General features: G+C 68.8%; 29 protein-coding genes (1 of these 29 cut by a window edge). 9 read left to right on the forward strand and 20 right to left on the reverse strand.

What is annotated here, in order from left to right:
• Together M2351_RS22180 and M2351_RS22185 are read right to left on the reverse strand one after the other, a co-directional pair.
• Positions 1–534, reverse strand: the 5' portion of a protein-coding gene (locus tag M2351_RS22180) for a proteasome-type protease (RefSeq protein WP_264658226.1). It extends 201 nt beyond the left edge of the window; the window shows 534 of its 735 coding nt (coding positions 1–534); it begins with the start codon at positions 532–534; the stop codon falls past the left edge of the window.
• Positions 535–678: 144 nt separating this feature from the next.
• Positions 679–906, reverse strand: a complete 228-nt coding sequence (locus M2351_RS22185) for a hypothetical protein (protein ID WP_264658227.1) — start codon at positions 904–906, stop codon at positions 679–681.
• A 466-nt stretch (positions 907–1,372) separates the two neighbouring features.
• Between M2351_RS22185 and M2351_RS22190 the strand changes: the two genes are divergently transcribed.
• Positions 1,373–2,260: a transglycosylase SLT domain-containing protein gene (locus M2351_RS22190; RefSeq protein ID WP_264658228.1), complete on the forward strand. Its 888-nt coding sequence runs from the start codon at positions 1,373–1,375 to the stop codon at positions 2,258–2,260.
• Between the two features lie 81 nt (positions 2,261–2,341).
• Here M2351_RS22190 and M2351_RS22195 read toward each other — a convergent pair whose 3' ends face one another.
• Positions 2,342–2,719 carry a hypothetical protein gene (locus M2351_RS22195; RefSeq protein ID WP_264658229.1) on the reverse strand — a complete coding sequence of 126 codons (378 nt, stop codon included), beginning with the start codon at positions 2,717–2,719 and terminating at the stop codon, positions 2,342–2,344.
• 246 nt (positions 2,720–2,965) lie between these two features.
• Between M2351_RS22195 and M2351_RS22200 the strand changes: the two genes are divergently transcribed.
• Both M2351_RS22200 and M2351_RS22205 read left to right on the forward strand, forming a co-directional pair.
• Positions 2,966–3,439, forward strand: coding sequence for a MarR family winged helix-turn-helix transcriptional regulator (locus tag M2351_RS22200; protein WP_264658230.1), 474 nt, complete (start codon positions 2,966–2,968; stop codon positions 3,437–3,439).
• A gap of 110 nt (positions 3,440–3,549) precedes the next feature.
• Positions 3,550–3,891, forward strand: a complete 342-nt coding sequence (locus M2351_RS22205) for a hypothetical protein (protein WP_264658231.1) — start codon at positions 3,550–3,552, stop codon at positions 3,889–3,891.
• A gap of 200 nt (positions 3,892–4,091) precedes the next feature.
• On the opposite strand, the gene M2351_RS22210 is transcribed toward M2351_RS22205, so the two are convergent.
• From M2351_RS22210 to flgC, 10 genes are all read right to left on the reverse strand, one after another.
• A complete protein-coding gene (locus M2351_RS22210; RefSeq protein ID WP_264658232.1) occupies positions 4,092–6,152 on the reverse strand; it encodes an ATP-binding protein in 2,061 nt (686 codons plus the stop codon).
• Positions 6,153–6,155: 3 nt separating this feature from the next.
• A complete protein-coding gene (locus M2351_RS22215) occupies positions 6,156–7,238 on the reverse strand; it encodes a TRAP transporter substrate-binding protein (RefSeq protein WP_264658233.1) in 1,083 nt (360 codons plus the stop codon).
• A 140-nt stretch (positions 7,239–7,378) separates the two neighbouring features.
• Positions 7,379–7,918: a hypothetical protein gene (locus M2351_RS22220; protein ID WP_264658234.1), complete on the reverse strand. Its 540-nt coding sequence runs from the start codon at positions 7,916–7,918 to the stop codon at positions 7,379–7,381.
• A gap of 116 nt (positions 7,919–8,034) precedes the next feature.
• Positions 8,035–9,120: a flagellar biosynthesis protein FlhB gene (gene flhB / locus M2351_RS22225; RefSeq protein WP_264658235.1), complete on the reverse strand. Its 1,086-nt coding sequence runs from the start codon at positions 9,118–9,120 to the stop codon at positions 8,035–8,037.
• A 161-nt stretch (positions 9,121–9,281) separates the two neighbouring features.
• On the reverse strand, positions 9,282–10,040 hold the full coding sequence (locus tag M2351_RS22230; RefSeq protein ID WP_264658236.1) for a flagellar biosynthetic protein FliR: 759 nt from the start codon (positions 10,038–10,040) through the stop codon (positions 9,282–9,284).
• Positions 10,041–10,042: 2 nt separating this feature from the next.
• A complete protein-coding gene (gene flhA, locus M2351_RS22235; RefSeq protein WP_264658237.1) occupies positions 10,043–12,136 on the reverse strand; it encodes a flagellar biosynthesis protein FlhA in 2,094 nt (697 codons plus the stop codon).
• Between the two features lie 72 nt (positions 12,137–12,208).
• On the reverse strand, positions 12,209–12,970 hold the full coding sequence (locus M2351_RS22240) for a lysozyme family protein (protein ID WP_264658238.1): 762 nt from the start codon (positions 12,968–12,970) through the stop codon (positions 12,209–12,211).
• 5 nt (positions 12,971–12,975) lie between these two features.
• Positions 12,976–13,242 carry a flagellar biosynthesis protein FliQ gene (gene fliQ, locus M2351_RS22245; protein ID WP_264658239.1) on the reverse strand — a complete coding sequence of 89 codons (267 nt, stop codon included), beginning with the start codon at positions 13,240–13,242 and terminating at the stop codon, positions 12,976–12,978.
• 197 nt (positions 13,243–13,439) lie between these two features.
• Positions 13,440–13,790: a flagellar hook-basal body complex protein FliE gene (locus M2351_RS22250; RefSeq protein ID WP_264658240.1), complete on the reverse strand. Its 351-nt coding sequence runs from the start codon at positions 13,788–13,790 to the stop codon at positions 13,440–13,442.
• An 11-nt stretch (positions 13,791–13,801) separates the two neighbouring features.
• Entirely contained in the window at positions 13,802–14,233 is a 432-nt protein-coding gene (gene flgC / locus M2351_RS22255; protein WP_209773769.1) for a flagellar basal body rod protein FlgC, read from the reverse strand.
• Between flgC and M2351_RS45225 the strand changes: the two genes are divergently transcribed.
• From M2351_RS45225 to M2351_RS22270, 3 genes are all read left to right on the forward strand, one after another.
• Positions 14,232–14,447 (forward strand): hypothetical protein, encoded by a 216-nt coding sequence (locus tag M2351_RS45225; protein ID WP_406567427.1) that lies wholly within the window; start codon positions 14,232–14,234, stop codon positions 14,445–14,447. The two genes, flgC and M2351_RS45225, sit on opposite strands and share 2 nt — an antisense overlap.
• Before the next feature lie 329 nt (positions 14,448–14,776).
• Complete coding sequence (gene fliI, locus M2351_RS22265; protein ID WP_264658241.1) at positions 14,777–16,114, forward strand: flagellar protein export ATPase FliI; 1,338 nt, start codon at positions 14,777–14,779, stop codon at positions 16,112–16,114.
• Complete coding sequence (locus tag M2351_RS22270; protein WP_264658242.1) at positions 16,111–16,698, forward strand: hypothetical protein; 588 nt, start codon at positions 16,111–16,113, stop codon at positions 16,696–16,698. Before fliI ends, M2351_RS22270 begins: the two co-directional genes overlap by 4 nt.
• Before the next feature lie 10 nt (positions 16,699–16,708).
• Here M2351_RS22270 and M2351_RS22275 read toward each other — a convergent pair whose 3' ends face one another.
• A complete protein-coding gene (locus M2351_RS22275) occupies positions 16,709–17,605 on the reverse strand; it encodes a LysR family transcriptional regulator (protein WP_264658243.1) in 897 nt (298 codons plus the stop codon).
• Positions 17,606–17,718: 113 nt separating this feature from the next.
• Here M2351_RS22275 and M2351_RS22280 point away from each other — a divergent pair, with 113 nt between their 5' ends.
• A complete protein-coding gene (locus tag M2351_RS22280) occupies positions 17,719–18,291 on the forward strand; it encodes a GNAT family N-acetyltransferase (protein WP_264658244.1) in 573 nt (190 codons plus the stop codon).
• Between the two features lie 6 nt (positions 18,292–18,297).
• Here the strand turns inward: M2351_RS22280 and M2351_RS22285 are convergent, their stop codons facing one another.
• The 6 genes from M2351_RS22285 to M2351_RS22315 form a co-directional block, all read right to left on the reverse strand.
• Positions 18,298–19,098, reverse strand: coding sequence for a DUF1217 domain-containing protein (locus M2351_RS22285; protein WP_264658245.1), 801 nt, complete (start codon positions 19,096–19,098; stop codon positions 18,298–18,300).
• Positions 19,095–19,460, reverse strand: a complete 366-nt coding sequence (locus M2351_RS22290; protein WP_264658246.1) for a hypothetical protein — start codon at positions 19,458–19,460, stop codon at positions 19,095–19,097. Before M2351_RS22290 ends, M2351_RS22285 begins: the two co-directional genes overlap by 4 nt.
• 4 nt (positions 19,461–19,464) lie before the next feature.
• A complete protein-coding gene (locus M2351_RS22295; RefSeq protein WP_264658247.1) occupies positions 19,465–19,893 on the reverse strand; it encodes a flagellar biosynthesis repressor FlbT in 429 nt (142 codons plus the stop codon).
• Complete coding sequence (locus M2351_RS22300) at positions 19,883–20,272, reverse strand: flagellar biosynthesis regulator FlaF (protein WP_264658248.1); 390 nt, start codon at positions 20,270–20,272, stop codon at positions 19,883–19,885. Before M2351_RS22300 ends, M2351_RS22295 begins: the two co-directional genes overlap by 11 nt.
• Positions 20,273–20,371: 99 nt before the next feature.
• On the reverse strand, positions 20,372–21,616 hold the full coding sequence (locus M2351_RS44985; protein ID WP_319801913.1) for a flagellin N-terminal helical domain-containing protein: 1,245 nt from the start codon (positions 21,614–21,616) through the stop codon (positions 20,372–20,374).
• A 225-nt stretch (positions 21,617–21,841) separates the two neighbouring features.
• Positions 21,842–22,618: a response regulator transcription factor gene (locus M2351_RS22315; RefSeq protein WP_264658249.1), complete on the reverse strand. Its 777-nt coding sequence runs from the start codon at positions 22,616–22,618 to the stop codon at positions 21,842–21,844.
• Between the two features lie 368 nt (positions 22,619–22,986).
• Here M2351_RS22315 and M2351_RS22320 point away from each other — a divergent pair, with 368 nt between their 5' ends.
• Positions 22,987–23,466, forward strand: a complete 480-nt coding sequence (locus M2351_RS22320) for a tetratricopeptide repeat protein (protein ID WP_264658250.1) — start codon at positions 22,987–22,989, stop codon at positions 23,464–23,466.
• A 103-nt stretch (positions 23,467–23,569) separates the two neighbouring features.
• Positions 23,570–24,610 carry a hypothetical protein gene (locus M2351_RS22325; RefSeq protein ID WP_264658251.1) on the forward strand — a complete coding sequence of 347 codons (1,041 nt, stop codon included), beginning with the start codon at positions 23,570–23,572 and terminating at the stop codon, positions 24,608–24,610.
• Positions 24,611–24,747: the final 137 nt, after the last annotated feature.

Here is a 24,747-nt window from a genome sequence, read left to right on the forward strand (position 1 = left end):
GATCAGGACGAGCTTCACCCCATCCCAGATCCCGGTGTCGAACGTCAGGGCACGATCGAGGATGGGCTTGCCGTATTTGTGCTCGCCGATCTGGAAGAAGGCTGTGTCGGGCGTGGCTTCGATGAAGTTTCCCGCCGAGTAGACGTGGAACAGGCGCATCCGCCGCCCCCGGATCTGTCCGCCGAGCAGGATCGACAGGTCGAAGTCCACGCGCTGCTCCTTCAGCGCCGCGCCGTCCCGCTTCCACACCTTCCGAACGGCGGCGCCGACGAGTTGTGCCGCCTGGAACATGCTGGAGACCGTCAGGATGGTGAGGGTTTCGCCGTCGACCTCCACCCCTTCCTGGGCCAAGGCCACCACCGACTGCGTCAGCGCCAGGTTGCCGGCGGTGAGGAGGGCGACCATGCGTTCGCCCGGTTCGCCGAACACATGCATCTTGCCGAACGTGGAGATATGGTCGACGCCGGCGTTGGTGCGCATATCCGACAGCATCACCAGCCCATCTTTCAGATACAGGGCGACGCAGTACGTCATGGCCGTTCATCCTGAATCCCAGGCTGGATCCCGGGCTGGTCCCCACGCGGTTTTTCCATGCAGAAGAGGCGGCCGAAGGACCGCCTCAGGCTGCTTGCGGTCGGGGGCGCGACGAACGCCGCGCCTCCGACCCGCGGGGGACCGTCAACGATTCTGCTTGTTCTGCTGATCCTGATCGTCGTCGGCGTTCATGTCCTGGTTCTGCCGTCGCTGGCCCTGCTGCGCGCGATTGGCGTCGGTCTGCTGAGACTGTTGGCCGAGGTTCTGATCGGTCTGACCCTGCTGGCGTGTCTGAGGGTTCTGCTGGGCCTGCTGCCCGTGCTTCTGATCGTCCTGGCTCCCCATTTGGTTCTGGTTCCGGTCGTCAGCCATTGCAAATTCCTCCACAAGGTTGGCCGCGGAGTCCGAAGAGGGCACCACGTGCCGAACGCAGCGATAGTACGGCATGCGGACTGTTTGCATATAATCCAATAGGCTCGCACCCCCATTTTGCGGAGAAGGAGAAAGGTACCGACTGTCCACGACCTGTGGGCGCGGCACCGTATTTGGCCGCGCAAGGCCCTGCACGAGCGATTTTCTTCAATGAGCCGGACATTTTACTTGCCTTGTAGAAACCACACGCCGAATCGGGTGAAACGCGCCGCGGTCACTTTCCGCGCCCGAGAGGCATTGGTCACAGACTCGCCCATTCAGGAATCCGTCGGAATGTGCAATCTTGCCGTTCTCGTTATCCGACGGATCGTCATCGAAAGTGGGCAGCACTGTGCGTTGCAGAAAATCGTTTGCGGCTGCGGTCATCCTGTCCGGTCTCCTCGCCGCGTGCGCCAGCGATTCCTCCTTGTCCTCGCGCGATCCGAACATTGACGCCCACATCGCCGAGGCCTCGCGCCGCTTCGGCATGCCGGAGCAGTGGATCCGCGAGGTCATTCGCCAGGAGAGCGGCGGGCGCACGATGCTGAACGGCAAGCCGATCATCAGCCACGCCGGCGCCATGGGCCTGATGCAGGTGATGCCCGTGACCTATTCGGAGATGCGGCGCAAGCACGGGCTCGGCCCCGACCCCTACAACCCGCGCGACAACATCCTGGCCGGCACCGCGTATCTGCGCGAGATGTACGACCTGTTCGGGTCGCCGGGCTTCCTCGGCGCCTACAACTGCGGGCCGGGCTGCTACGCCGACTACCTGTCGGGAAACCGCCGGCTGCCGGGGGAGACGAAGCGCTACATCGCCTCCATCGGGCCGCGGCTGGAGGGTGGCAGCGGGCCGGGTGCGGTGGAGGTCGCCGCCCTGCCGGAGGAACTGCCGGTCGCCCAGCCCCCCACCCCGACGCCGGTCATCGCGCCGGCTCCGATCGTCACCTCCGCGCCGATTCCGGTGCCGCTGCCGACCGCGCCCGCTTCTCCGGCACCCATCGCCACGCCCCTGCCCGCCCCCGTTCTCCAGGCGCCGGTCACGGTTGCGCGGGCGTCCATGGGCGGCGGCTGGACCGTCCAGCTGGGCGCCTTCCGGTCCCCCTCCGACAGCAACCGGATCATCGAGAAGGCACGCCGGGCGTCCCCGGCCACGCTCACCCGCACGGAGCGCGTGGTGCAGGCGGTCGACACCCAGAACGGCCCGCTGTACCGCGCGCGCCTGACCGGCCTGTCGCAGCAGGACGCGGCGCAGAGCTGCGCGAGCCTGAGCGGCCAGGGCATGGCCTGCTTCGTGGTGCCGCCGGGCGCATGATGAGCGCATGACCGGTGTGGGACGGTGCCCTGTCCCGCGTTTCGGCCTGCCGGCATTTCGGCCGAGCCGCTTTTGGGAAGGTCAGATGTCCAGCGGAAGGCTGTCGAGGTCGAGCCCGAGGCGGCGGAGGATTTCGGACCCCGTGCTCAGGTTCGTCTCGTATTTCCAGGACTGGTTGCTCGGCCGGAATTCGTTGATGTTCGGCCGCCCGTTGGCGAAGCGGTAGGGCTGCACGCTGTACCAGCGCGCGTCGCTGAGGCTGATCCCGTGGTCCGCCGCATAGGCTTCGGCAACCTGCGGCCAGCGGTTGCCGCCGGGCTGGGACGGCTGGTCACTGTCCAGGAACGCGACGATACGAACCCCGTTCAGGTCGAAGTCCACAAACGGCTTCACTCCGGTCTCCGCGGCTTGACCACCGTTCGACGCGGCCGAATGCGGCGGCACTGAGACGTTTTCCATGTTCTACGCTCCGATTTGCCTACCAGCGTATAGGGAGAGCGCCAACGGAACCAGAGGCAAAATGCTCTTGCACGCGGCTTCGGTATACAAATCGGCCGAGGGATAGGAAACAGCCGGCGGAGCGCAACGCTCCCCGGCCCGACGGCGGTTTCCCGTCGGGACAGGAACGGGGTGCGGCCCTCCCAAGCAGTTGACTAGGAAACCAAGGCGCGATAGTTTCCTTGTCAACCACTCAGGGGGGCCACAATGACGGACGGCAACGGGGTCACCCCGCTCGACGGGCATCTCGGCTATTGGCTGCGCTTCGTCTCGAACCAGGTGTCGCACGCCTTCGCGACAAAGCTCGCGGCGCGCGGCGTCACCGTCGCCGAATGGGTCGTGCTGCGCGAGTTGTTCGAGCGGGACGCGGTGGCGCCGAGCGCGCTGGCCGAACGGCTCGGCATGACGCGGGGGGCCATTTCGAAGCTGGCCGACCGGCTCGCGACCAAGGAGCTGATCACGCAGGGTCCCGACCCGGCCCGTCTGCCTCACGACCGGCGCTACCAGACCCTGGCGCTCACCCTGGACGGCCGGGCGCTGGTACCCGAGCTGTCGGCGCTGGCCGACCGCAACGATGCGGAGTTCTTCGGCCACCTCGACCCCGGCGAACGCGTGGTGATCGAGGAGGCCATGAAGGGCATCGTCCGGCGGCTGGGACTGCGCTCCGTCCCGGTCGAATGATACCGAAGGCGTTTGATGGCTTCCATCAAACGCCTTCGGTTCAAACCCGACAGCACATGGCTGCACCATGTGCGAAAGGGTCATATGGCCGGCCGATCATGGAACTGTTCATGCGCCGGCCGTATGACATGGCGAAGCACAATGGCCTGTACACCAGCCCGGCCTGCATCTGGAACGTCTCGATCAACGATACCGAGGGCAACCAACTGGGCATCGCCGGCACCGCGACCTACGCCGGCGGGGAGGACCGCAGCAACCTTTGGGTGTATTTCTCCGCGGTGTCCCTGACGACCGGCCAGAGCTGCGTTATCTCCGGCTACAAGATTCCCCACAACGGCCACATCGAGTTCCCGGTGGAGTTCTCGGTGGAGTTCCCGGTGGTGACCGTCAAGGAAACCGTCGGCGCGATCATCTATCTCTCCACCACCGGTTGGGAAGTGATCCCTGGCTGATGCGTTCGAGCCCCCGGCGCCGGCGACCTGCGGCACCGGGCCGATCGCCGCGGGCAGCACGAACGTCCAGGTCGGCGACGACACCATGGTCCCGCTGCTGATCGCGACCTTCGGGATCGGCGGCGGGTCGCTGCTGGGCGAGCCGGTTGGCGGCGGGGAAGGCGGAGGCGTTTGATGGAAGCCGTCAAACGCCTTCGGTATCAGGCCACTTCATCGGCGCGGTTGGCCGCACAGCGGGCCGCCGGCAGGATGACCACCGCGATCGTCCCGACGCCGGGGGCGCTGGTGATCTCCAGCTGCCCGTCGTGCATCCTCATGATCGCGCGGCTGATCGGCAGGCCCAGCCCGGTCCCGCCGCGCTGGCGGGATGCGGTCCCGTCCACCTGGTAGAAGGGCTGGAAGATGTTCGGCAGGTGCTCCGGTGCGATGCCGACACCGTTGTCGATGACGGTCACCTGCAACCCGCCGGCCTCGGCGCGGACCACGGCCACGTCCACCGTGCCGCCGCAGCCCGTGAACTTGATGGCGTTGGAGACGAGGTTCAGCACCACTTGGCGGAGCAGCCGCTCGTCGCCGAGCACCGGCAAAGGCTCTTCCGGCACCATGACGCGCAGGGTCACGCCGGCCGCCCGCGCCTGCTCCCGCAGCATGTTCCCGGCCGCGCCGACCAGCCGCCTCAGGTCGCACACGCTCTCGTGCAGGATCATGGCGCCGGCGTCGAGCTTCGACATGTCCAGCACGTCGTTGATGATCGCCAGCAGATGCTCCCCGCTCAGGCGGATGTCGCGGGCGTAGTCGATGCGAACCGGCTCGGGCACGGCGCCGTTGCGTTCCAGCACCTCGGCGAAGCCGATGATGGCGTTGAGCGGCGTGCGCAGCTCGTGGCTCATGTTCGACAGGAACTCGGACTTCATCCGGTTGGCGCGCTCCGCCGTGTCGCGGGCGGCGCGCAGATGCTCCTCCGCCCGCTTGGCCGCGGTGACGTCGCGGTGCACGCTGACGACGCCGCCGTCGGGCATTTCGGCCTGCGTGCTTTGGACGGTGAGGCCCGACGGGAAGGTCTGCTCGAACGACCCCGACCCCTCGTGGGCGCGCCGGCGCCACTCGGCCCAGGTCTCCCGCTCGGCTTCGGTGCCCTCCGGCAGGACGACCGCCGCAGCCTGCCGCGCCAGGCGCTCGAAGGGCATGCCGGGGACGGCGACGTCGCGCAGGTGCGGGAAAATCTCCACATAGCGGCGATTGGTCAGCACCAGGGTCCAGTTGGCGTCGTAGACGGCCAGCCCCTCGCTCATCGCGTCCAGCGCCTGGTCGAGCAGGCGCTTGGACCAGCGCAGGCTCGCCGCCGCACGGTCGCGCGCCCGCAGGTAAAGCACCGCCCCCACGGCGAGCAGGACCACCACGGCGGCCAGCGCCGCGGAGGCGATCAGCACAACCCGGCGGGTCTCCCGCCAGTTGGCCAGCGCCTCATCCTCGGTGAGCTGCACGACCAGAACGAGGCCTTCGTGCAGGGTGGGCGTGGCGGCGGCGATCACGCGGCGGCCGCTGACCCGGCCCTCGATGGGCGCCCAGGGCCCACCGGGCGTGAGCCGGTCGGACACCGGTCCCAGGATCTGGCCGGTGTTCCGCGCGTCGTGCGGGTTGCTCATCAGCAGTTGCCCGTTCGTGCGCTCCAGCGACACCCGCAGGCCGGCCGTCGTCGTCTCGGGCAGCGCCACCTGCGCGATGTTGGACAGCGGGATTTCCGCAACCACGACCACAGGCTCGTCCAGCCAGCGCCCGGCGCGCCCGACATAGAGCGACCATTCCCCGGTGAGCCGGTTGCGAAGCGGGTCGCCGACGATTAGCCCGCTGTGGGGCGGCGCATCGTCGGCCAACAAGCTGTTCTTGAGGGCCGGAGGGTGCCGTCGCGTCGCCTCCAGCCCGGACGCGACGACCCGGCCGTCGACCCCGACGATCATCAGCTCGCGGACCAGGAAATTCTGGTCGGAGAGGTTGCGCAGCTTGCGGTTCGGCACCGCGGGGTCGGCGCTTTCCGACGGGGCCACGAGGCTTTCCAAGCCGGACAGCAGCGCGTCCACCTGGAGGAAGCCGCGGTTGATGTTGGCGGCGGCCGTCCCCAGGGTGCGCTTCACCGTCTGGCCAGCCGTCGCCAGCGCCGCGGTCCGCGACTGCTCGACAAGCAGCCAGGTGGCCGCCCCCTGCGACGCGAGCAGGCAGACGGCGGTGACCGTGATGACGAGCAGCGAGCGCGGCGGCTTCATCGTCTACTCGCGCGGCGCGGGAATGGAGAGGAGCGGGCCGACGGAGCGGTTCCACGCGTCCGCGCAGGCGTCGCCGCAGCGTGCGAGCCAGCCCGGCAGGACCGCCGTGGCGATCAGCTCCGACCGTCGGCCGATGTCTTCCGACGACAGCGGAACGCGCGTCATCCGGCCCGGGCGTCCGGCGGTGCAGGGGACCATTCCGGCGTTGCAGGCCTGGCCCTCCGCGGTTTCCTGTTCGGCACCGCGCCAGATCTCGGATTCCAGGCCGCCCACCTCGCGCTGCAGCAGCTCCCGCACGCCCGGCGGCAGAGCCCGCCACGCGTCGCCGTTCGCCGCGAACAGGGAAATTCCCCAGCTGATCGCCATGTCGTGCACGTGGCTGGTCACCTCGTGCAGGCCGATGCTGTTGCCGGACAGGGTGCCGGTGATGGCGCAGTCGACGACGTTGCGCCGGACCGCCGACACGATGTCCGCGAAGGGGGTGACGACCGGAATGCCGCCGAGCGCCTCTACCAGTTCCGCCTGCGACACGCCGGAGGTGCGGACGCGCCGCCCCTTCAGGTCGCCCAGGCTCCGGAAGGGCTGGCGGCAATAGAGCACCTGCGCCGGGTAGGTGTAGACCGCCAGCAGCTCCAACCCGTACCGCTCGCGCAGGAAACGCTGCACCTGCGGACGGTAGGCGGCAACGACCCGGCGCAAGGTGGCGAAGTCGGGGCTGACCAGCGGCAGGTCCAGCGCGGCCAGCTCCGGGTCCTCGGTGGCCGCGCTGGGCAGCACCGTCCCAAAGGAAATGACGCCCAGGTTGAGGAGCCGCAGCATCTCACGCCCCTGGATGCCGCTCTGGTCGAAAGGGGCGACCTCCGCAGTGACGCGCCCGCCGGACCTCTCCTTCAGGCGCCGGGTCCAGAAGGGCGCTTCATAGCGGGTGTACTGGGTGATCCCGGCCAGCCCGCCGACGATCCGCAGATGGGTTTCCGGTGGCGCGGCGCTCTCGTCCGACCGGGCCGCTGCCGTGCCGACGACCACCGGGCCGAAGACGGCCAGGACCGTGCAAAGCGCCAAGAGATCGAACCGCAACCGCCGCATCACGCCCCATTCCGCACGAAGCCTCCCCCACGGAGCAAACCCGCTGAGCCGACCCTATTGGCACCCCGGCATGGTAAACTTTTCCTTTACGCCGTGGCAGGATTTGCACACGGGCGTAACGGGAACGGTGGCGGTCGGGCCTAACGCTTGGCGGCGGAGGTCAGCGCCCCCGCCTCCTCCAGGCGGAGGATGCAGGCGACCAGCGCGCGCTGGAAGGCGCGGTCCTCCGACGGTAGGGAGACGCCCTGCCCCGTCGTCCAGAACTCGACGAAGGCGAAATTCGCGTCCGGTACGCCCGCCGGCCATTCTATGGTGACGCCCAGGCCGATCTCCGCCGACTGGCGGCGGCCGTCGGCAACGAGGATCCTGGCTTCCCAATGCATCCCGCCGCCGCGGTTTTCGGCGCGCTGGTGACTCCACAGCCGGAGATAATCACGGAAACCTTCCGAGGCGCGGTCGAGCTGGACGTAGCTGCCGCGGTCGACCACCGACGGGGCGAACCGGATCGTGTAGCGCGCCTGGGACAGCGCCTGGGCGACCTCCGCGATCAGCCGGTCGATGGCCGCGAAGGTCCGGCGGACGTTGTCGGCGAGCGCGTTCGCCAGCGCGTCGCCCTTCAGAGCCGCAGCACCACCGCGGTCGGAGCGGTACATCTCGAACAGGTCGTCGGGATCGGTCATCGCCCGCTGCAACTCTTCGGGTTTCACAGCTCATCGGGTTTCCCTCAGGGCCTCGACCTTTCGTCTACAGCCAAACCCATTGAAAAGACATTAAGCGCATTTTCCAACAATGCGCCTCACGCCTTTTGCGCGGTTCCTCCCTTCAGCCGCAGCACGTACATCATCACCTCCGCCACCGCTTGGTAGTGCTGGAGCGGGATCACCCCGTCCACCTCGGCCGAGGCGTAAAGCGCGCGGGCGAGCGGCGGGTTCTCCACCACCGGCACGCCGTTCTCCTCCGCCACCGCGCGGATGCGCAGCGCCACAAGGTCGGCCCCCCTGGCAAGGCAGACGGGGGCGGGCATGCGGGCGCGGTCGTATTCCAGCGCCACCGCAAAGTGGGTCGGGTTGGCGATGACCACGGTCGCCCGCGGCACGTTGGCCATCATGCGGCGCTTCGACCGCTCCCGCCGGATGTCGCGCAGGCGGGCCTTCAGGTGGGGGTCGCCCTCCGTCTGCTTGAACTCGTCCTTCAGCTCCTGGAAGCTCATGCGCAGGCGCTTGCGCCATTCCAGCCGGTTCCACAGCACGTCCACCGCGGCCATGACCACCGTCGCCAGCAGGACGGCCAGCAACAGGCGGAGCGTCAGGTCCCGCAGCAGGTTGGGCAGCGCCGCGACGTCCATGCCCACGATCCCCTCCGTCCAGCTGATGTAGGGCGCCACCGCGAACCAGACGGCGCCGGCGATGACCGCCAGTTTCACAAGGCTCTTCAGGAATTCGACCAAGGCGTGGCGCCCGAACAGGCGCTTCCACCCGCTAGCCGGTGACAGGTTCGACAGCTTCGGTCGGATGCGCTCGCTGGCCGCCACGAACGGCCCCTGGCCTAGCGCCGACGCCACCGCGCCCGCCACCAGCAGCCCGACCACCGGCAGCAGCGCCGCCGCCACCCCACCGATCAGCCAGCGCAGGCTGTGCAGCACGTCGTAGGGGCTGCCGTCGAGCCGGATATCGTCCGGATTCTCAATCAGCGGCAGCAGCACCCCGGCGATGCCCGTGGCGGCGCGCGGAGCCGCCGCCGCAGCGATCAGCCAGGCGGCGGCCATGGTGGCGAACAGCCCGACGTCGCGCGCCCGCGGCACGTCGCCCCGCTCCATCGCCTCGCGCAGGCGCTTCTCGGTCGGCTCCTCGGTCTTCTGTTCGTCGTCCGGTCCGTCGGCCATGGTGGGCTCCTAGAGGGGAGTGGTTGCACTGGGCCCCCACCCTGACCCTCCCCCACCTTCGGCGAGGGAGGGGACGGCCGCCGCTCCGCGACCAAAGCCCCTCCCCCCGCGAAGTGGGGGGAGGTTGGGAGGGGGGCCCAGCGCCAGAACCTTTTCACCCATCACGATCCCCCCAACCAGCCGCCGAGTGCGGCCAGGCACGCCGCCAGCATGGCGCCGGCCGACACCAGGAAGACGACCATCCCCGCTCCCAGCATGGCCGGGGTGGCGACGAAATAGACGGGCATGGCCGGCATCACGCGGTTGACCAGCGCCAGCGCGAGGTTGGCGATCATCCCAAAGACCAGGAAGGGCGTCGCCAGCTCCACCCCCAGCCGGAAGGTCTGCGCGACCAGCTGTGCGAAGCGCCCGGCGATCATCCCGGTGTCCGGCAGAGTTGCCGCCGGCCAGTTGCCGTAGGAGCGCACCAGCGCGTCGATGATCAGGTAATGCAGGTCGGTGGCGAACAGCGCGGCCAGACCGGCGATTCCCAGCGTGTTGGACAGGATCGTCCCGCCTTCGAAGCCCGTGGCCTCCGAGGAGAAGGGACTGCTGAGCCCCACCGCCTGGGCGGCGATGCCGCCCGTCACCTGCAAGGCGGCCAGGAACAGCTTGGCCCCCAGCCCGAGGAACGCCCCCACCACCGTCTCCGCGAACAGTTGCTCCAGCATCACCGCGGCATCAGACGGCAGGCGGTCCGGCAGGCCGGGCACGGTGGGGGACAGCGCCAGCGCCACCGGCAGAGCGATGCACAGCCGCACCCGCGGCGGGATCGCGAACTCCCCGAAGCCCGGAAGAAAGCCGAGCGCCGCGGCGACCCGCGCGAAGACCAGGAAGGCGCGGTAGACCTCCAGGCTGAGCAGCTGGGCGAGCGCGTCCATGGTTACACCTGGTCCACGGTCTTCACGGCGACCTTGCGGTGCAGCTCAGCATGGCTGATGACCGGGGTCATGGGGCTGACCCGCTCCAGCAGGGAGCGCACGAAGGGCCGAACCTCCGCCCCCACCAGCAGCGCCGGCCAGACCTGCGGCGTGGCGTGCTTCTGGATGGTGATGCGCAGCGCGGTCAGGAACTCCTGCACCTGGGTCGGCGGCAGGGCGAAGCGGCGGTCCTCCCCGTCCATGACGATGCCGGCGGCCAGCGCCTGCTCCCACCGCGGGGTCAGCACGATGACGGGCACGAAGCCGTCGGATGCGGTCAGCGACTGGCAGATCTGCTGCCCCAGCCGCGCCCGCACATGCTCAGTCACCAGCGTGATGTTGCGGGTCCAGTTCACCGCCTCCGCGATCGCCTCCACGATGGCCGGCAGGTTGCGGATGGAGACGCGCTCCGCCAGCAGGGCCTGGAGCACGCGCTGCACGACCACCAGCGTGATGCGGCTGGGGACCATGTCGGAAATCAGCTTCTGGTACTCCCGCCCCAGCCCGTCCAGCAGCTTCTGCATGGCGGCGTAGGTCAGCAGCGCGGGCAGGTGGTCCTTGATGACCTCCGTCAGGTGGGTGGTGATGACGCTTTCCGGGTCCACCACGGTGTAGCCCTTGGCGATCGCCTCCTCGTGCCGCGACGGGTCGATCCAGCGGGCCTGGAGGTTGAAGGTCGGCTCCCGCGTCGCCTCGCCCGGCAGGTCGGGGGCAGCGCCGCCGGTGGGGTCGATGGCGAGCATCTGCTTGGGCCGCACCTCCCCGCTCGCCACCTCCACGCCCATGACGCTGATGACGTAGCCCTTGGGCGGCAGGAAGCTGCTGTCCTTGATGCGCACCGACGGCAGGATGAAGCCGAACTCCTTGGCGAAGCGCTTGCGCAGCGTCTTCACCTTGCCGGTCAGCGGGCCGTTCTTGTTGAGGATCAGGGGCACGAGGTGGTTGCCGACCTCCACCTTCACCTCGTCCACCTTCAGCATGTCCTCCACCGACTCCTCCGCCGGGGCGGCGGCGGTCTTGCGGCCCTCCTCCAGCTTGGCGAGCGCGGCGCGCCGCGCCTGCCCGCGCATGGCGTACCAGCCCGCCGCTCCGAAGCCGCCGCCCAGCAGCAGGAAGGGCCCCAGCGGCAGGCCCGGCGTCAGCGCCAGCGTGCCGAGCAGCCCGCCCGCCACCATCAGCGCCTTGGGATAGCCGCCGAGCTGCGTCAGCACCGCCTTGTCCACCGACCCGACGTTGCCGCCCTTGGTCACCAGCAGGCCGGCGGCCAGCGAGACGACCAGCGCCGGGATCTGCGTCGCCAGCCCGTCGCCCACCGTCAGGATGGTGTAGACCGACGCGGCGTTCTCGAAGGACATGCGCTGCTGCGCGATGCCGATGGCCATGCCGCCCAGCACGTTGATGCCAGTGATGACCAGCCCCGCCACCGCGTCGCCGCGCACGAACTTCGACGCGCCATCCATGGCGCCGAAGAAGGTGCTTTCGTCCTCCAGCTCCTTGCGGCGGCGGCGCGCCTCCACCTCGTCGATCATGCCGGCGGACAGGTCGGCGTCGATGGCCATCTGCTTGCCGGGGATGGCGTCCAGCGTGAAGCGGGCGCCGACCTCGGCGATGCGGGTGGCGCCCTTGGTGATGACCACGAAGTTGATGACGACCAGGATGGCGAAGATCACCACCCCGATCACGAAGTTGCCGCCCATGATGAACTGGCTGAAGCCCTCGATCACATGGCCGGCGGCGGACGGGCCGGTGTGCCCGTGGCTGAGGATCAGCCGGGTGGAGGCGATGTTCAGCGCCAGCCGCAGAACCGTGACGACCAGCAGCACCGTGGGAAAGGCAGAGAAGTCCAGCGGCCGGCTGATCCACAGCGAGACCATCAGGATCAACACGCTGACCGACAGCGACAGCGCAAGGCCAAGGTCGAGCAGCCAGGTCGGCACCGGCAGGAACAGCACGCCCAGCACCAGCACGATGGCCAGCGCGAACAGCACGTCGCGGTTCGCCATGCCCACGTCGCCGAGGCTGGTCATCCGGGTCCGGAAGGTGCCGGTGAAACTCATGGATTCGAGGCTCCGAAGGCGGGCTGGGTGCGTGCGTCCACGAAGGCTAGCGCGCCGCGGTAAAACCCGCTTTTAAGGAGCGGTGGAGGGCAGCAGCGGCCGCACCTCGGCGTTGGCGTAGAGGCTGGACAGGAAGGACAGGCGCCCCAGCTCCGCCCGGCCCCACACCGCCGCCATACCCACCGGCGTTGGCGCCTGCGGGCCGGCGGCCAGCGCCTTCAGGTAGTCGAGCGCGCCGGACACCCAGCGCATGTTCCCGGCCACGCGTTGGCGGTAGGCGGCGCCGCGTTCCGACTGGGCGGAGTGGTAGCGGGCGATGGCGTCGTCCAGCGTGCCGTGGGCGCGCTGCAATTCTCCCAGGAAACGGGCGGCGTAGCGCGCGTTGGTCCGCGGCTCGAAGGCGGTGGCGAGGTCGGGGAAGGCGTCCGGGTGCCATTTCAGGTTCACCTGGAGGCAGCCCACGTCGATGGAGCGCACGCCGCGCGCCTGCACCTCCCGCACGAAGGCGATGGCGTCGTCGCGTGTCGGAAAGTAGCGCGATACGCCCTCCGTGTTGACGGTCCAGGGCCACACGGTGAACAGGCGGTCGGCGGTCATCCGCCCGGCTTCCGTGAAGCCCATGGCGAGCAGCTGGTGGTCGGCGACCCCGGCCTCGCGCTCCGCGTCCAGGATGGCGCCGATGCAGGCGGCCTCCGGCGGCAGAGTCTGCAAGGGCCGCGGCGCGGGGACGTAGAGCGCCGTCGACCACGCGCCAATCTGCGCGGAGGGCCGTGCCTCCCCCGCCACCGCTCCGTCGGCGAGCAGCAGCGCGCAGAGCCCAACGGAGACGCGCATCTTGATCATCGCACCGAGACGATCAGGCTGCTCAGCCGGTCGGCGTAGGTGGTCAGCGCGCCGTACATGAAGGGCAGCGCCAGCACGGTGGTGACCAGGATGGCGACGATCTTCGGCACGAAGGTCAGCGTCATCTCCTGCACCTGGGTCAGCGCCTGCACCAGCGAGATGGTGACGCCGACCAGCACGGCCACCGCCAGCGGCGGGGCGGCGACCAGCAGCATCGTCCAGATGCCGCTGCGCAGGACTTCCAGGACGTCGGCTTCGTTCATGGGATGCTCCGGCGGTGCCCCCACCCTTCCCACTTCGTGGGCCCCTTCCCTCCCCCGCTCTCGGCGGACCAAAGGTCCGCCTGCCGCGTCAGCGCAAGCTTCGCTTGCGCGTGAGCTGCGCGGGAGAGGGAGACAGTCCCCTCCACCGCGAAGCGGGGGAGGGTTAGGGAGGGGGCAACGGTTGGCGAAACTGGCACTCACACCGCCATGCGCATGACGTCCTGGTACGCCTGCACCATGCGGTCGCGGATGGAGACGACCGTCTGCACGGTCATCTCCGCGGCGAGCACGGAGCGCACGACCTCGTGCGCGCTGGCCTTGCCGGCCACGGCAGCAAGGGAGACGCGCTCCCCCTCCTTCAGCGTGTCCATGGCCTGGGACGCCTGCCGGTCGAGGAAGGCGCCGAAGCTGGACTCCGTGGCCTGGGCCGACGCCGCTGCGGTGCTCTCCCCCACGGGCGCCGCCGCGGACGCGGCCGGCGTGGGCGAGGCGAGCGGCGCGCGGTGGGCGGCGTAGGCCGCGGCGGCGCGGCCGATGGGTTCGATCATGGCGGTCCTCCTCAGCCGCGCAGCAGGTCGATCATGCGGCCCATCATGCTGCGGCTCTGTTCGATCACGTTGACGCTGGCCTCGAAGGACCGGCTGGCCTCGCGCATGTCCATCATCTCGATCAGCGGCTGGACGTTCGGGCGCTTGACGTAGCCCTTGTCGTCGGCCGCCGGGTGCGAGGGGTCGAAGACCAGCTGGAAGTCGCTGCGGTCGCGGCCGATCTGCTTCACCTTCACCACCTCCGACCCGCTGGCGCGGTCCATGGCGGTGTCGAAGGAGATGGTCTTGCGCCGGTAGGGATCGCCACCCGCGGTGGCGGCGGTGCTGTCGGCGTTGGCGATGTTCTCTGCGATGACGCGCAGCCGCGTGCCCTGCGCCTGAAGGCCGGAGCTGGCGATGCGCACCGTCGCGGCCAGGGGATCGGTCTGGGACAGAATGGTCATGGAAACGCCCTTCCCGGTCAGCCGTTACCGACGCGCCAGGCGGCGCGCAGCATTTGCAGGTTGCGCTGGAAGACGCCGGCAGTCAGGGCGAAGGCGTCGCGCGTCTCGCTGCCCTTGTTCATCTCCTGCTCCAGCGAGACGGAGTTGCCGTCCGGCGTCGTTTCCCACTGGTCGGGCTTGCGCGCCTCCTGCACCGACGACCCGCCCGTGGTGAAGCCGGCGAGGTGCATGGACGAGGTGCGCGCCGGCGTCACCGACTGCACCCCAGCCTGTTGGCCGCGCATCAGCTCGTCGAAGGGTTTCAGGTCCTTGGTCCGGTAGTCCGGCGTGTTGGCGTTGACGACGTTGGCGGCGATCAGCTTTTGCCGCTCCGCCAAGTAATCGAGGCGCGCGCCGGCCAACCGAAACACCGAAATATTACTAAAATCCATTCCATTGCCCCTCACCAGAGACAAGCGGAAGATGATCCTCGCGGTTTAAAACCGGATTTAAATTCCACGGGCTATTCTCCGCCCGTTCCAACGCGGTGGAGATGCCCGGGGCATGCGCGTCCTCTCGAACCTTCTGGCCGACATTGAGCGGTTGCCGACGCGCTCCTGGCGCGGGGAGATCCGCAGCGCCGCCGGCATGACGCTGGAGGTGGACGGCCTGCAACGCGTGCTGGCGGTGGGCGACAAGTGCTGGGCGGAGACCACGCGCGGCCGGCGCCTGCTGTGCGAAACCATCGGCTTCCGCAACGGCCGCTCACTGCTGATGGCCTTCGACCATCTGGACGGGGTGGCGGAGGGCTGCGCGGCGGTCACCGACGACACCGCCTTCACGCTGCGCCCCGGCCCCGGCTGGCTCGGCCGGGTGGTCAACGCGCTGGGGCAGCCGATGGACGGCCGGGGGCCGCTCGCCAACGGCGACCACGCACGCCCTCTACGCGCCGGCCCGCCGCCAGCCTACGCGCGGCGCCGCGTGGGGGCCAAGATGGACACGGGCGTGCGCGCCATCGACGTCTTCACCCCGATCTGCCGCGGCCAGCGCATGGGCGTCTTCGCCGGGTCCGGCGTCGGCAAGTCCACGCTGCTGTCCATGTTCGCCCGCCACGCCGGCGCCGACGCCATCGTCATAGGGCTGGTCGGCGAGCGCGGGCGCGAGGTGCAGGAGTTCATCCAGGACGACCTGGGCGCCGACGGGCTGGCCCGCTCCGTCGTCGTGGTCGCCACCTCCGACGAGCCGCCGCTGATGCGCCGGCAGGCCGCCCATCTCTGCATGACCGTGGCGGAGGAACTGCGCGACCGCGGCCTTCATGTGCTGTGCCTGATCGACAGCGTCACCCGCTTCGCCATGGCCCAGCGTGAGATTGGCTTGGCCGCCGGGGAGCCGCCGACCGCCAAGAGCTACCCGCCGAGCGTCTTCGCCGAACTGCCGAAGCTGCTGGAGCGCGCCGGCCCGGGAAGCAACGGCCAAGGCGACATCACCGGCATCTTCACCGTGCTGGTGGACGGCGACGACCACGACGAGCCCATCGCCGACGCGGTGCGCGGCATCCTGGATGGCCATGTGGTGCTCGACCGCCGCATCGCGGAGCAGGGGCGCTACCCGGCGGTCAACATCCTGCGCAGCGTCTCGCGCCTGCTGCCCGGCTGCCACCGGCCGGAGGAAAACCACCTGCTGGGCCAAGCCCGCCGCTTAGCCGCCACCTACGACAACATGCGGGAACTGGTGCGCATCGGCGCCTACAAGGCCGGCACCGACCCGGAGGTCGACGCCGCCGTCGCCCTGCATCCGGCGCTGGAGGATTTCCTGCGCCAGGGCAAGGACGACGCCACCCCATCGCTTGAGGCCTTCCGCCGCCTCGACCACGCCCTCACCCTGACCGGAGACCCGGCATGACGGACACCAGCCGCCTCGCCACCCAGGCGCTCGCCCCGACGACCCCGAAGCCGACGCCGAAGCCGGCCAAGGAGGCGGGCGTGGACCTGTCGCTGGACTTCGACGACGTCGTGGACGCGCTGAACCCGCTGCAGCACCTGCCCGGCGTCTCGGCGGTCTACCGGCAGGCGACCGGGGACCACATCGGGCTGGCCGCCCGGCTGGCCGGAGACTTCCTCTACGGCGGGCCGATCGGGCTGGCCGGCGGGGCCGCCATGGCGATGTTCGAGGCGATCACCGGCGACAGCCCGCTCGGCCACATCGCGTCGCTGGTCGAGGGGGATGGGACGGACGCGGTCGCCTCCACCGGAACGCCCACTGCGCAGCCGCATCCCTGGATGAAAGTGCCGGGCGACGCATCCCCAACGCCCACCCTCCCCTCCAAGGCGGCGTTGGTCGCGGCGCTGTCCCACGACGCAACGGCACCGACCGCCGACACCGCGGCGGCGGCCCCAGCCAAGGAACAGCCGGCGCCGCAACTGCTCGCCAAGCTCTACGAGATGCAGGCCACCCAGCCGGCGGGAACGCGCTCCATCCACCTGTGAGGACGCGGACTCAGACGGCGGGATTCCGCTCCGCAAGGCGTTTAAGGGCGAGAAAGATGTCCTTGAGCCCGTGGTGAAGCCGCTTGTCGCGGCGGATCACGACAGCCAGCCGACGATGCAGCGGCGGCGAGAGGGAACGGACCTGGAAGCCGTGATCGCGGTCCCGCCGGATCGCCATGCCCGGCAGGACCGCGCAGCCAAGCCCGGCGCCGACCATCTCCTTGATCGCCTCGACGCTGCCCAGCGACATGATGGGCTTCAGTTCCACGCCGCTGTGCGCAAGCCATTCGTCGGCGATCCGCCGCGTGTTCCCGCCCGGTTCGAACAGCAGCACGGGAAGCTGCGACAGGGCCGTCGCCGTGACGCGTGGCGGCAGCGTCATGCCGGGTGGTGCCACGACCACGAACTCGTCGTCCAGGACTGGGGTGATGTCCAGCATGCGTCCGGACGCCGGCATGGTCACGAGGCCGATGTCGATGAGGTTTTCGTCCACCGCCTTGACGATGTCCGCGGTGTTACCCGTGCTGACGGTGATGTCGAGGTTCGGGTAGGTCCGCCGCAATTCCCCGAGGATCGGCGGCAGCAGGAAGATGCAGGCGGTCGCGCCGGTGCCGAGCCTGACGCGGCCCATGGCCCCGCTGGCGTGGCGCGCCACCGCCTCCAGCGCCGAGGTGACGGCCGCGTCGATCCGGCCGGCATGGACGAGCAATTCGGCACCGGCCGCCGTCGTCCGCGCCTTGCGCCCGACCCGCTCGATCAGCCGGCTGCCAAGCCGCTGCTCAAGCTGGCGCACCTGCAGGCTGACCGCCGGTTGCGTCAGGCCGAGCCGGACGGCGGCGGCGGAGAAGCTGCCGCAGTCGATCACCGTCACGAAGGTGCGCAACTGGTCTAGGTTGAGGCTCTGCATCCAAAGAAAATCTCATACTCTGCATTACGATCCAAATCTTCTTTTATGCATCACAGCTTGGCACAATGGGCGCGCCAATCGGGATTTTTCTCTTCCCAACAATGAGTTGAGCCATGATCAGCAAGGCCGCGGCCCAGGATACGGCGGCAAGGAGCGCGCCCACGGTTCTCGTCCGCGACGCGACGGACCAGGACATACCCAGCGTCCAGGCCATTTACGCGCACCATGTGCTGCATGGGCTGGCGTCGTTCGAGGAGGTTCCACCCTCGGTGGAGGAGCTGCGCGCGCGCCGGGCGTCGGTGGTCGGGCTGGGGCTGCCCTATCTGGTGGCCGAAATCGACGGCGGCGTGGTCGGCTACGCCTACGCGACGCTCTACCGGACGCGGTCGGCCTATCGGCACACGGTCGAGGATTCCGTCTATGTCGCGCCCGATCTCGGCGGACGGGGCGTCGGCAGCGCGCTGCTCCGCGCGCTGATCGACCGCTGCGAGGCCGGACCCTGGAGGCAAATGGTCGCCAACATCGGCGACAGCGGCAACGCCGGTTCGCTCGCGCTGCATCGCCGGTTCGGATTCCAGACGGCCGGCACCCTGACCTCCGTCGGCTTCAAGTTCGGCCGATGGATCGACACGGTCCTGATGCAGCGGCCGTTGGGGAGCGGCGACGCCCCGCTGACCGGCCCGTGATGTCCATCAGAATTTCGGGAAACGCAGCAACGACAGGGTCACGGACGGGTCGATGGAGATGACCGAGGGTCGCCGCCCCGCGCGCACCGGCTCCATGTACGGAATGCTCGCCCCCGACCCGGCCCCCAACGGATCGCCGTTCAGCATGTCGTACATGGCGGAGAAACGGTCGAGAAACTTCTGCGTCTTGGCCGGATCCTTGAAGTCGGCGATGTCGAACCGCTTCTTCAGCTTGTCCACCAGCCGGTCGAGGTCGCCCAGCGCCGCCTGGTCGGGGATGTCCAGCGCGGTGAAGACCACCTTCTGAAGCGCGCGGTCGGCCAGCACCTGGTACCAGTTGTTGATGGTCGGCGCCTTGCGCTGGAAGTAGAGGGCGAGGCGCACCGCCGGGTTCTGGTCTTCGGCGGAGACCTCCAGCTTCACCTCGGCGTAGCGATCGACGATGGCCTGGACGATCTTCGGCTCGCGCAGGGTGGCGCCGCCGGTCTCATTGAGGCTGAGGACGGTCGCCATCTCCTTGAACTTAGTGTCGCTCATGCGGTTGGCCAGCGCGGTGTCGTCGGTGACGCCCTGTTCCAGCACCTTGCGGATCAGGCCGCGCGCGAAGATCTGGCTGCCGAGGTCGAAGGCCTCCATGACGAAGCGATAGAGCTTGTCGTCCTTCATCAGGTCGTCCACCGACGTGACCTTGCCGATGTTGGCCTGGAAATACTCGATGTTGCGCTTCACGTCCGGGCGCGCCCGGATCATGCCGTCGAAGCGGTCCTGGTTGCGGGAGATCTGGCGATAGTCCTGGAGCGTGCTCACGCCTCGACCTCCCGCTGGCTGGCCGGGTCCGGCGCCACGTCGAGCGCGTCCTGGGGATCGACGTAGGTCGGCGGGATGCGCAGGATGACCTCGCCGGTCGCGGTGTCCAGCACCTCGGTGGACAGGCGCAGCGTGTCGGGGTCGAGCTGGACGCGGTAAGGCGGGATCGCCGCGCGTTGCGGTTCGCTCTCGGCACCGGCGCCGGCCGCCGCCGGTTCGACCACCTCGGTCGGGTTGTTGGACTCGGCCTGGGCGGCGCGCAAGCGGTCGGCCTGGCGCTGGCGCGCCTCGGCCAGCAGGTCGGCGCCGGGGGCGGTGCGCTCGTTGCCGACGCTGGTCAGGGCCTTGACGGGATCGGCCATGGCGTCACCCCTCGGCGCGCGCTTCGGGAGACGAGGTGACGGCGGGGCGGTGCAGCAGCCCGTCCTCGTAGGCCATCACCGGCCGCAGGCAGGCCAGTGCCTTGTAGTAGTCCCGCTCGCTGACGTTGCGCATGGCCTGCATGATGCGGTCCTGCATGTCGGGGCGCAGGAAGGCGGTGTAGAGCTTCGCCATCATGCCGGCAACGGTGCCGCCCTGCTCCTCCGCCGCGCGGGGGTCGAGCAGCATGTTCTGGATCAGGAAGTAGGCACGCCGGACGGGCGTGTCGGCCTCGTCCTCCTGCATGATGTCGCTGCCGCGGATGATCTGGGCGAAGTTGCTGACGGTCAGGGTGTAGCGGCGGTTCTCGTTCTGCACGACGCAGCCGTTGATGACCACGCGCTCGCAGGGCTTGAGGCGGAGCTTAAGCGCCATGAACCACCTCCAGAACCGGAGGCTCCGCCTGCGCGGCACCTTGCAGGCCCTTCATGACGGAGCGGTTGACGTCCACCAGCAGGCCGGCGTCGGCCTCCCCGCGCAGCACCGCGCGGGTCTGGCGCTCCACCGTGAAGGACAGCGAGACCAGCCCGGCGCGCAACGCCTCAGGAAGGGCGTTGCCCTCCTCCAGCAGGTCGGCGCGCAGCGTGTTCCAGAGTTCCAGGTTGCGCCACAGCGCGTCCTTCAGCGGCCCCGAACGCCAGCCGGCCTCGCGGTGCGCTTCCAGGTCGAGGGTGATGCGGAGGAAGACCAGATACTCGATGCGGCGCGGGTCTTCGCACTCGGCCATCGTCTGCTGGTAGGCGGCGATGCTCATGGTCGCACCCTATGCAATGCGCGCGGCGGGCGGATGGGAAAGGCGGGATGGGAAGGGCCGGCGCCCGGCGGGGGACGCGCGCCGGCCCTTTGCCAAGGTTTAGCGGAACAGCGACAGGATGTTCTGCGGACCCTGGTTGGCGATGGACAGCGCCTGGGTGGCGAGCTGCTGCTGGACCTGGAGGGCCTGCAGGCGGCTCGATTCCTCGTTCATGTCGGCGTCGACGAGCGAGCCGATGCCCTTGTTCATGGAGTCGGTCAGCTTCGACACGAAGTCGTTCTGCACCGACACGCGGTTCTCGATGGAGCCGATGACCGCGGCCTTGCCGATCGCCTTGTCGAGCAGGCCGTTGATGACCTCCAGCGACTTGGTGGCGTTGGAGGTGACGTCGATCTGCGTCAGGTCGGCCAGGCCGCCGAAGGCGTCGCTCTCCTTCGAACCGACCCACAGGCTGTCAACCTTGGCGGTGAAGTTGCCGTCGGCGTTCTTGTCCTGGTCGGTGAACTCCAGGCTGTCGCCGTTGAAGGCCGCCTGGAAATCGGCGCCGGCGGCCGTCAGCTGCGCGTTGACCGCGGTTTCGATCAGGCCCTGCGTCGTCGCGACGTCGGTGGTGTAGGCGATGGCGGACAGGTCGACCGTCACGGCGGTCTTCGCGCCCGCCTCGTTGGTGACGTTCAGCGTCAGGTTGCCGAGGCCCAGGTTCTGGCCGTCGATGAAGGTGGTGCCCGGGGCGCCCAGCGTGATGCCGACAGACGCCTTCAGGTCGTTGGTCGAGTCGACCTGCTGCTCGATCTTCGCCTTGCCGACGATCGAGGTGACCTGCATGTCCTGGCGCTGGAAGCTGATGTAGCTCGGGTCGACCGTGCCGGCGCTGCGGCTCAGCGAGGCCAGGATGTCGACGTTCTGGTCCTTGGCCGTGCCGTCGTTCGAATAGGCGATGCGCAGCAGGTTGTCGCCGTTGAAGGAAGCGTCGGCGGCGGCGCCCTTCACCAGCTTCACCAGCTGGTCGATGTCGTTCTGGATCAGCGACTTGTCGACGCCGTTGGTCTGGCCGGCGATGACGCGGGCCTTCAGCGTCTGCAGGTTCTCCACGATGTTCTTGGACGCCACCGACGCGGTGTTGGTGGTGCCGGAACCCAGCTCCAGCGATTCCTTGACCGCCTTGAAGCCGGCGACATCCGCCCGCATGGTGGTGGCAATCGACCAGTAGGCCGCGTTGTCCTTGGCGTTGTTGACCTTCAGGCCGGTCGAGATGCGGTCCTGGGTGGTCGCCAGGTCGTCCGTCACGCGGCGCAGGGTCTGCAGCGCGGTCATCGCGGACGTGTTGGTCATGATCGAGGCCATGTGTATCTCCATTCGCGAGATGCAGAGCGCCTTTCTGACGCCGGGGCCGGACTGCGCGGGCCTTCCCGCTTGGTTGGTACGGGCGCGCAATCGACGTTGTGACTGTGCATCATCGCGTTTAAACCGGAGTAAAAATCGCCCTTTCCTTTGACCTTTGGCCGAACTTCTCTGAATTTATTTTTTTTCACTTAAAGTAATTTTGAATTTTAGGGAAATGCCGCCATGTTATTCCGCGCCGATCAGGCATTCCGCCGGGCGGCGTACCGGGACGAAGCGGGCCGGCTCGAACCGCCGCGGCGCCGTGTCGGGCTCCTCATGCTCGGGCGGGGCCTCGAACTTGTAGCCGCGGCCGTAGACGGTCTCGATGTAGCGGGCGCCGCCGGTCGCCTCGGCGATCTTCTTGCGCAGCTTGCAGATGTAGACGTCGATGACCTTGTCCAGCGGGTCGGCGCCGGACAGGCCGTAGACCTCGTCGTAGATGTGCTCCTTGGAGACCACGCGGCGGTGGTGCGCGGCCAGCACGCCGAGGATGGCGTGCTCGCGCTGGCTCAGCCGCAGCCGCTCGCTGCCGACATTCGGGTCGCGGCCGTCGAGGAAGACGGTCAGGCGGCCCACCCGCACGGCGTTGCTGACCAGGCCGCGGGCGCGGCGGCGGGCGACCTCGATGCGGGCGCGCACCTCGGCGCTGACCACCGGCTTGACCAGCACGTCGTCGGCGCCGGCGTGCAGCAGCGCCACGGTGGCGGCGACGTCGCGCCGTTCCAGCAGGCAGAGCACCGCAGCGGTGACGCGCTGGGCGCGCAGGGCCGCCACCGCGGCGGCCGGGTCGGCCAGCCCGCCGAGCACGATGGCGTCGAAGCCCAGCGCCTCGCCCCCTTGCTCGGCCAGCAGTTCCTCCAGGTCCGGCCAGTCCAGCCGGTCGTAGCGGATCTTGCCCATGCCGAGCTGCCGGCCGAGCGCCTCGGCGATCAGCGGGTTCGGTTCCACCAGAACAGCGCGCATGGGATTCTCCACATTTAGAGTTCAGCGAGACGAGTCAACCTGAAGAGCGCATAAAATTTTGCTCAACTTCGCGACCTTTAATTTTTCACAAGGACAGAAAATGCCGATCCATGTCGTTCGTCAACCGTTTGCATTACCTCGGTCGGTGACAACGGCTATTTCCTTTAGTGCTGCCTTAACTCCCGTTAAGGTGGAGAAGAGCCGCCGTTTTGCTTCGAATTTAAAGGTATTCTCCGCGAGGATTCTTCAGGCTCCTCTCCCGCCTCCGGCGGGAGAGGGGGAGAAATTGCGCACCTTGAACCGTGCTTTAACCCGGCTGTATTTCACTGGGCGGAGTTGGACGGGTCGCGCATGGGGTGGACCGCAGGATGACACGCAGCTTGAAGGCCACGGTGGGGGCCGCGCTGATTATGGCGGGCTGCGCCTCGCCGGTGCCGCCCGACACGGCGTACCAGCGGGCGCTGGAGACGGCCATCGAGGCGGGGCGATGCGACGGCCCTACCGTGGACGCGCTGTGGTCGGCCTACAACAGCTGGTACGCGACGGCGGCGAGCCTCGCCTACTATCACCGCTCGTCGGAGGCGGAGGCGCTGCTGCGCCAGGGGGAGACGTTCCGGCTGCTCGGCTGCCCCACGGTCGCCCGCGCCGCCTACGAGCAGGTCCTGCAACGCTTCCCCGAACCCGACTACGCGGAACAGCGTGCCTACGCCCTGCAAGGGCTGGCCGGGCTGGCCCCGCCCGTGCCGCTGCTGCGCCCACCCTCCTCGGCTGCGGCCCGCTCCGCCGAACGGCCTGTTTCCTTGCTCACGATTTCAATGCTCACGATTTCAATGCTCACAAGGGGCTGATCCGCCTCCGCCGCTTGCCAGCCCGCCCGCCGGTCACTACGGTCTCTGCCGTCAACGGAACCGGCCGCTCCAACGGCCGGCATGGGAGAGGTCAGGAGGCATCATGACAAAGTCGGGCAACGGACGGGACGGGACGGGCAAGCCGGCGCCCAGCCGGTTTACAGGCACGCCGGCGGACCGTTTGGTCCGGCTGTGGCGCAGCAACGACGAGCGGTTCGACGAGTTGCTGGACGAAACCCTGGATTCGCGGCGCCAAGCGGTCCTTGAGGCCGCGCTCGGCAAGCTGCACGAGGAGGAGCGTCCGGAGTTCCTGGACGAGGTGGAGACCATCGCCGAATCGGTCCGCCGCACCGACGCCCAGGGCGACGACATCATCGCGACGCTGTTCTGGCTGGCGGTGGAGGTGTCCGGCGAGCTGACCCAGCCCCCGTCGGTGGACGTCATCGAACGCGCGCTCGATTCGTCGGGCCTGCTGGAGAACGCCTCCGACACCCGACTGCTGCCGGCCTGGCTGGATCCGGAGGCGCTGGTCTATCTGGAGGCGGCCGACCGGCGCGCCCTGCTCCAGCGCATGCTGACGTCGAACGACGAGGCCCTGCGTTTCGCCAAGGACGAGGAACTGCTCGCCGACCCGGCCGATGCGGGCATCCGGCTGGTCAGCGTTGTCGGCTTGGTGGAGGAAGAGGCGAGCCTGATCGACGACCTCGACCAGGAGGCCCTGCCCGACCCGCTCCAGTTAGTCGGCGGCGACTACGACGAGCCAGAACTCGACCCCGTGGAGGAGGAGCGCATCCGTCAGGCGCTGGCGTCCTTCACCGACGCGGTGCGGACCGCCGACCCGCGCGTCCGCCGCTGCGAACCGGCCGGCGGCCTGAACGACCTGCTCGACCTGCTCGCCGAGGCCGACTGGGCGGACGAGGGCGACCTGGGCGAACTGGCCTCCTTCATCGACGTCGCCAGCGACGAGACGAGCGACGCGGTGGTGGACACGGTGGTGACCCGCACGCCGCAGGGCCTGTTCGTCCGCGCCTACGGAGCCGATGGCCATCTGCTGGACGAACGCGCCTTCGCGCTCGACGGGAACCAGATGGACCAGGCGATGGCCCTGCTGAACCAGCGCTGCCGCAGTGTGGCCGAGGGGTAATACGGACGGCGCCTGAAGGCGTCCTCCGTATCACCCTCTCAATCAATGCTAACGCATTGATCTGCCGGGTTTGACGGTCGGCGGGCACTGGAAGTGATCATCCGCCGACCGTATAAGACCCTCGATCAGAAAAGAAA

The sequence above is a fragment of the Azospirillum canadense genome, assembly GCF_025961225.1.
GTDB lineage: Bacteria > Pseudomonadota > Alphaproteobacteria > Azospirillales > Azospirillaceae > Azospirillum > Azospirillum canadense.

Excerpts from the sequence above, each read along its gene's own strand:
- M2351_RS22185 (WP_264658227.1), bottom strand. The coding sequence starts at position 906 with ATGGCTGACGACCGGAACCAGAACCAAATGGGGAGCCAGGACGATCAG.
- M2351_RS22195 (WP_264658229.1), bottom strand. The coding sequence starts at position 2,719 with ATGGAAAACGTCTCAGTGCCGCCGCATTCGGCCGCGTCGAACGGTGGT.
- M2351_RS22200 (WP_264658230.1), top strand. The coding sequence starts at position 2,966 with ATGACGGACGGCAACGGGGTCACCCCGCTCGACGGGCATCTCGGCTAT.
- M2351_RS22205 (WP_264658231.1), top strand. The coding sequence starts at position 3,550 with ATGCGCCGGCCGTATGACATGGCGAAGCACAATGGCCTGTACACCAGC.
- M2351_RS22210 (WP_264658232.1), bottom strand. The coding sequence starts at position 6,152 with ATGAAGCCGCCGCGCTCGCTGCTCGTCATCACGGTCACCGCCGTCTGC.
- M2351_RS22215 (WP_264658233.1), bottom strand. The coding sequence starts at position 7,238 with ATGCGGCGGTTGCGGTTCGATCTCTTGGCGCTTTGCACGGTCCTGGCC.
- M2351_RS22220 (WP_264658234.1), bottom strand. The coding sequence starts at position 7,918 with ATGACCGATCCCGACGACCTGTTCGAGATGTACCGCTCCGACCGCGGT.
- flhB (WP_264658235.1), bottom strand. The coding sequence starts at position 9,120 with ATGGCCGACGGACCGGACGACGAACAGAAGACCGAGGAGCCGACCGAG.
- M2351_RS22230 (WP_264658236.1), bottom strand. The coding sequence starts at position 10,040 with ATGGACGCGCTCGCCCAGCTGCTCAGCCTGGAGGTCTACCGCGCCTTC.
- flhA (WP_264658237.1), bottom strand. The coding sequence starts at position 12,136 with ATGAGTTTCACCGGCACCTTCCGGACCCGGATGACCAGCCTCGGCGAC.
- M2351_RS22240 (WP_264658238.1), bottom strand. The coding sequence starts at position 12,970 with ATGCGCGTCTCCGTTGGGCTCTGCGCGCTGCTGCTCGCCGACGGAGCG.
- fliQ (WP_264658239.1), bottom strand. The coding sequence starts at position 13,242 with ATGAACGAAGCCGACGTCCTGGAAGTCCTGCGCAGCGGCATCTGGACG.
- M2351_RS22250 (WP_264658240.1), bottom strand. The coding sequence starts at position 13,790 with ATGATCGAACCCATCGGCCGCGCCGCCGCGGCCTACGCCGCCCACCGC.
- M2351_RS45225 (WP_406567427.1), top strand. The coding sequence starts at position 14,232 with ATGGAAACGCCCTTCCCGGTCAGCCGTTACCGACGCGCCAGGCGGCGC.
- flgC (WP_209773769.1), bottom strand. The coding sequence starts at position 14,233 with ATGACCATTCTGTCCCAGACCGATCCCCTGGCCGCGACGGTGCGCATC.
- fliI (WP_264658241.1), top strand. The coding sequence starts at position 14,777 with ATGCGCGTCCTCTCGAACCTTCTGGCCGACATTGAGCGGTTGCCGACG.
- M2351_RS22270 (WP_264658242.1), top strand. The coding sequence starts at position 16,111 with ATGACGGACACCAGCCGCCTCGCCACCCAGGCGCTCGCCCCGACGACC.
- M2351_RS22275 (WP_264658243.1), bottom strand. The coding sequence starts at position 17,605 with ATGCAGAGCCTCAACCTAGACCAGTTGCGCACCTTCGTGACGGTGATC.
- M2351_RS22280 (WP_264658244.1), top strand. The coding sequence starts at position 17,719 with ATGATCAGCAAGGCCGCGGCCCAGGATACGGCGGCAAGGAGCGCGCCC.
- M2351_RS22290 (WP_264658246.1), bottom strand. The coding sequence starts at position 19,460 with ATGGCCGATCCCGTCAAGGCCCTGACCAGCGTCGGCAACGAGCGCACC.
- M2351_RS22295 (WP_264658247.1), bottom strand. The coding sequence starts at position 19,893 with ATGGCGCTTAAGCTCCGCCTCAAGCCCTGCGAGCGCGTGGTCATCAAC.
- M2351_RS22300 (WP_264658248.1), bottom strand. The coding sequence starts at position 20,272 with ATGAGCATCGCCGCCTACCAGCAGACGATGGCCGAGTGCGAAGACCCG.
- M2351_RS44985 (WP_319801913.1), bottom strand. The coding sequence starts at position 21,616 with ATGGCCTCGATCATGACCAACACGTCCGCGATGACCGCGCTGCAGACC.
- M2351_RS22315 (WP_264658249.1), bottom strand. The coding sequence starts at position 22,618 with ATGCGCGCTGTTCTGGTGGAACCGAACCCGCTGATCGCCGAGGCGCTC.
- M2351_RS22320 (WP_264658250.1), top strand. The coding sequence starts at position 22,987 with ATGACACGCAGCTTGAAGGCCACGGTGGGGGCCGCGCTGATTATGGCG.
- M2351_RS22325 (WP_264658251.1), top strand. The coding sequence starts at position 23,570 with ATGACAAAGTCGGGCAACGGACGGGACGGGACGGGCAAGCCGGCGCCC.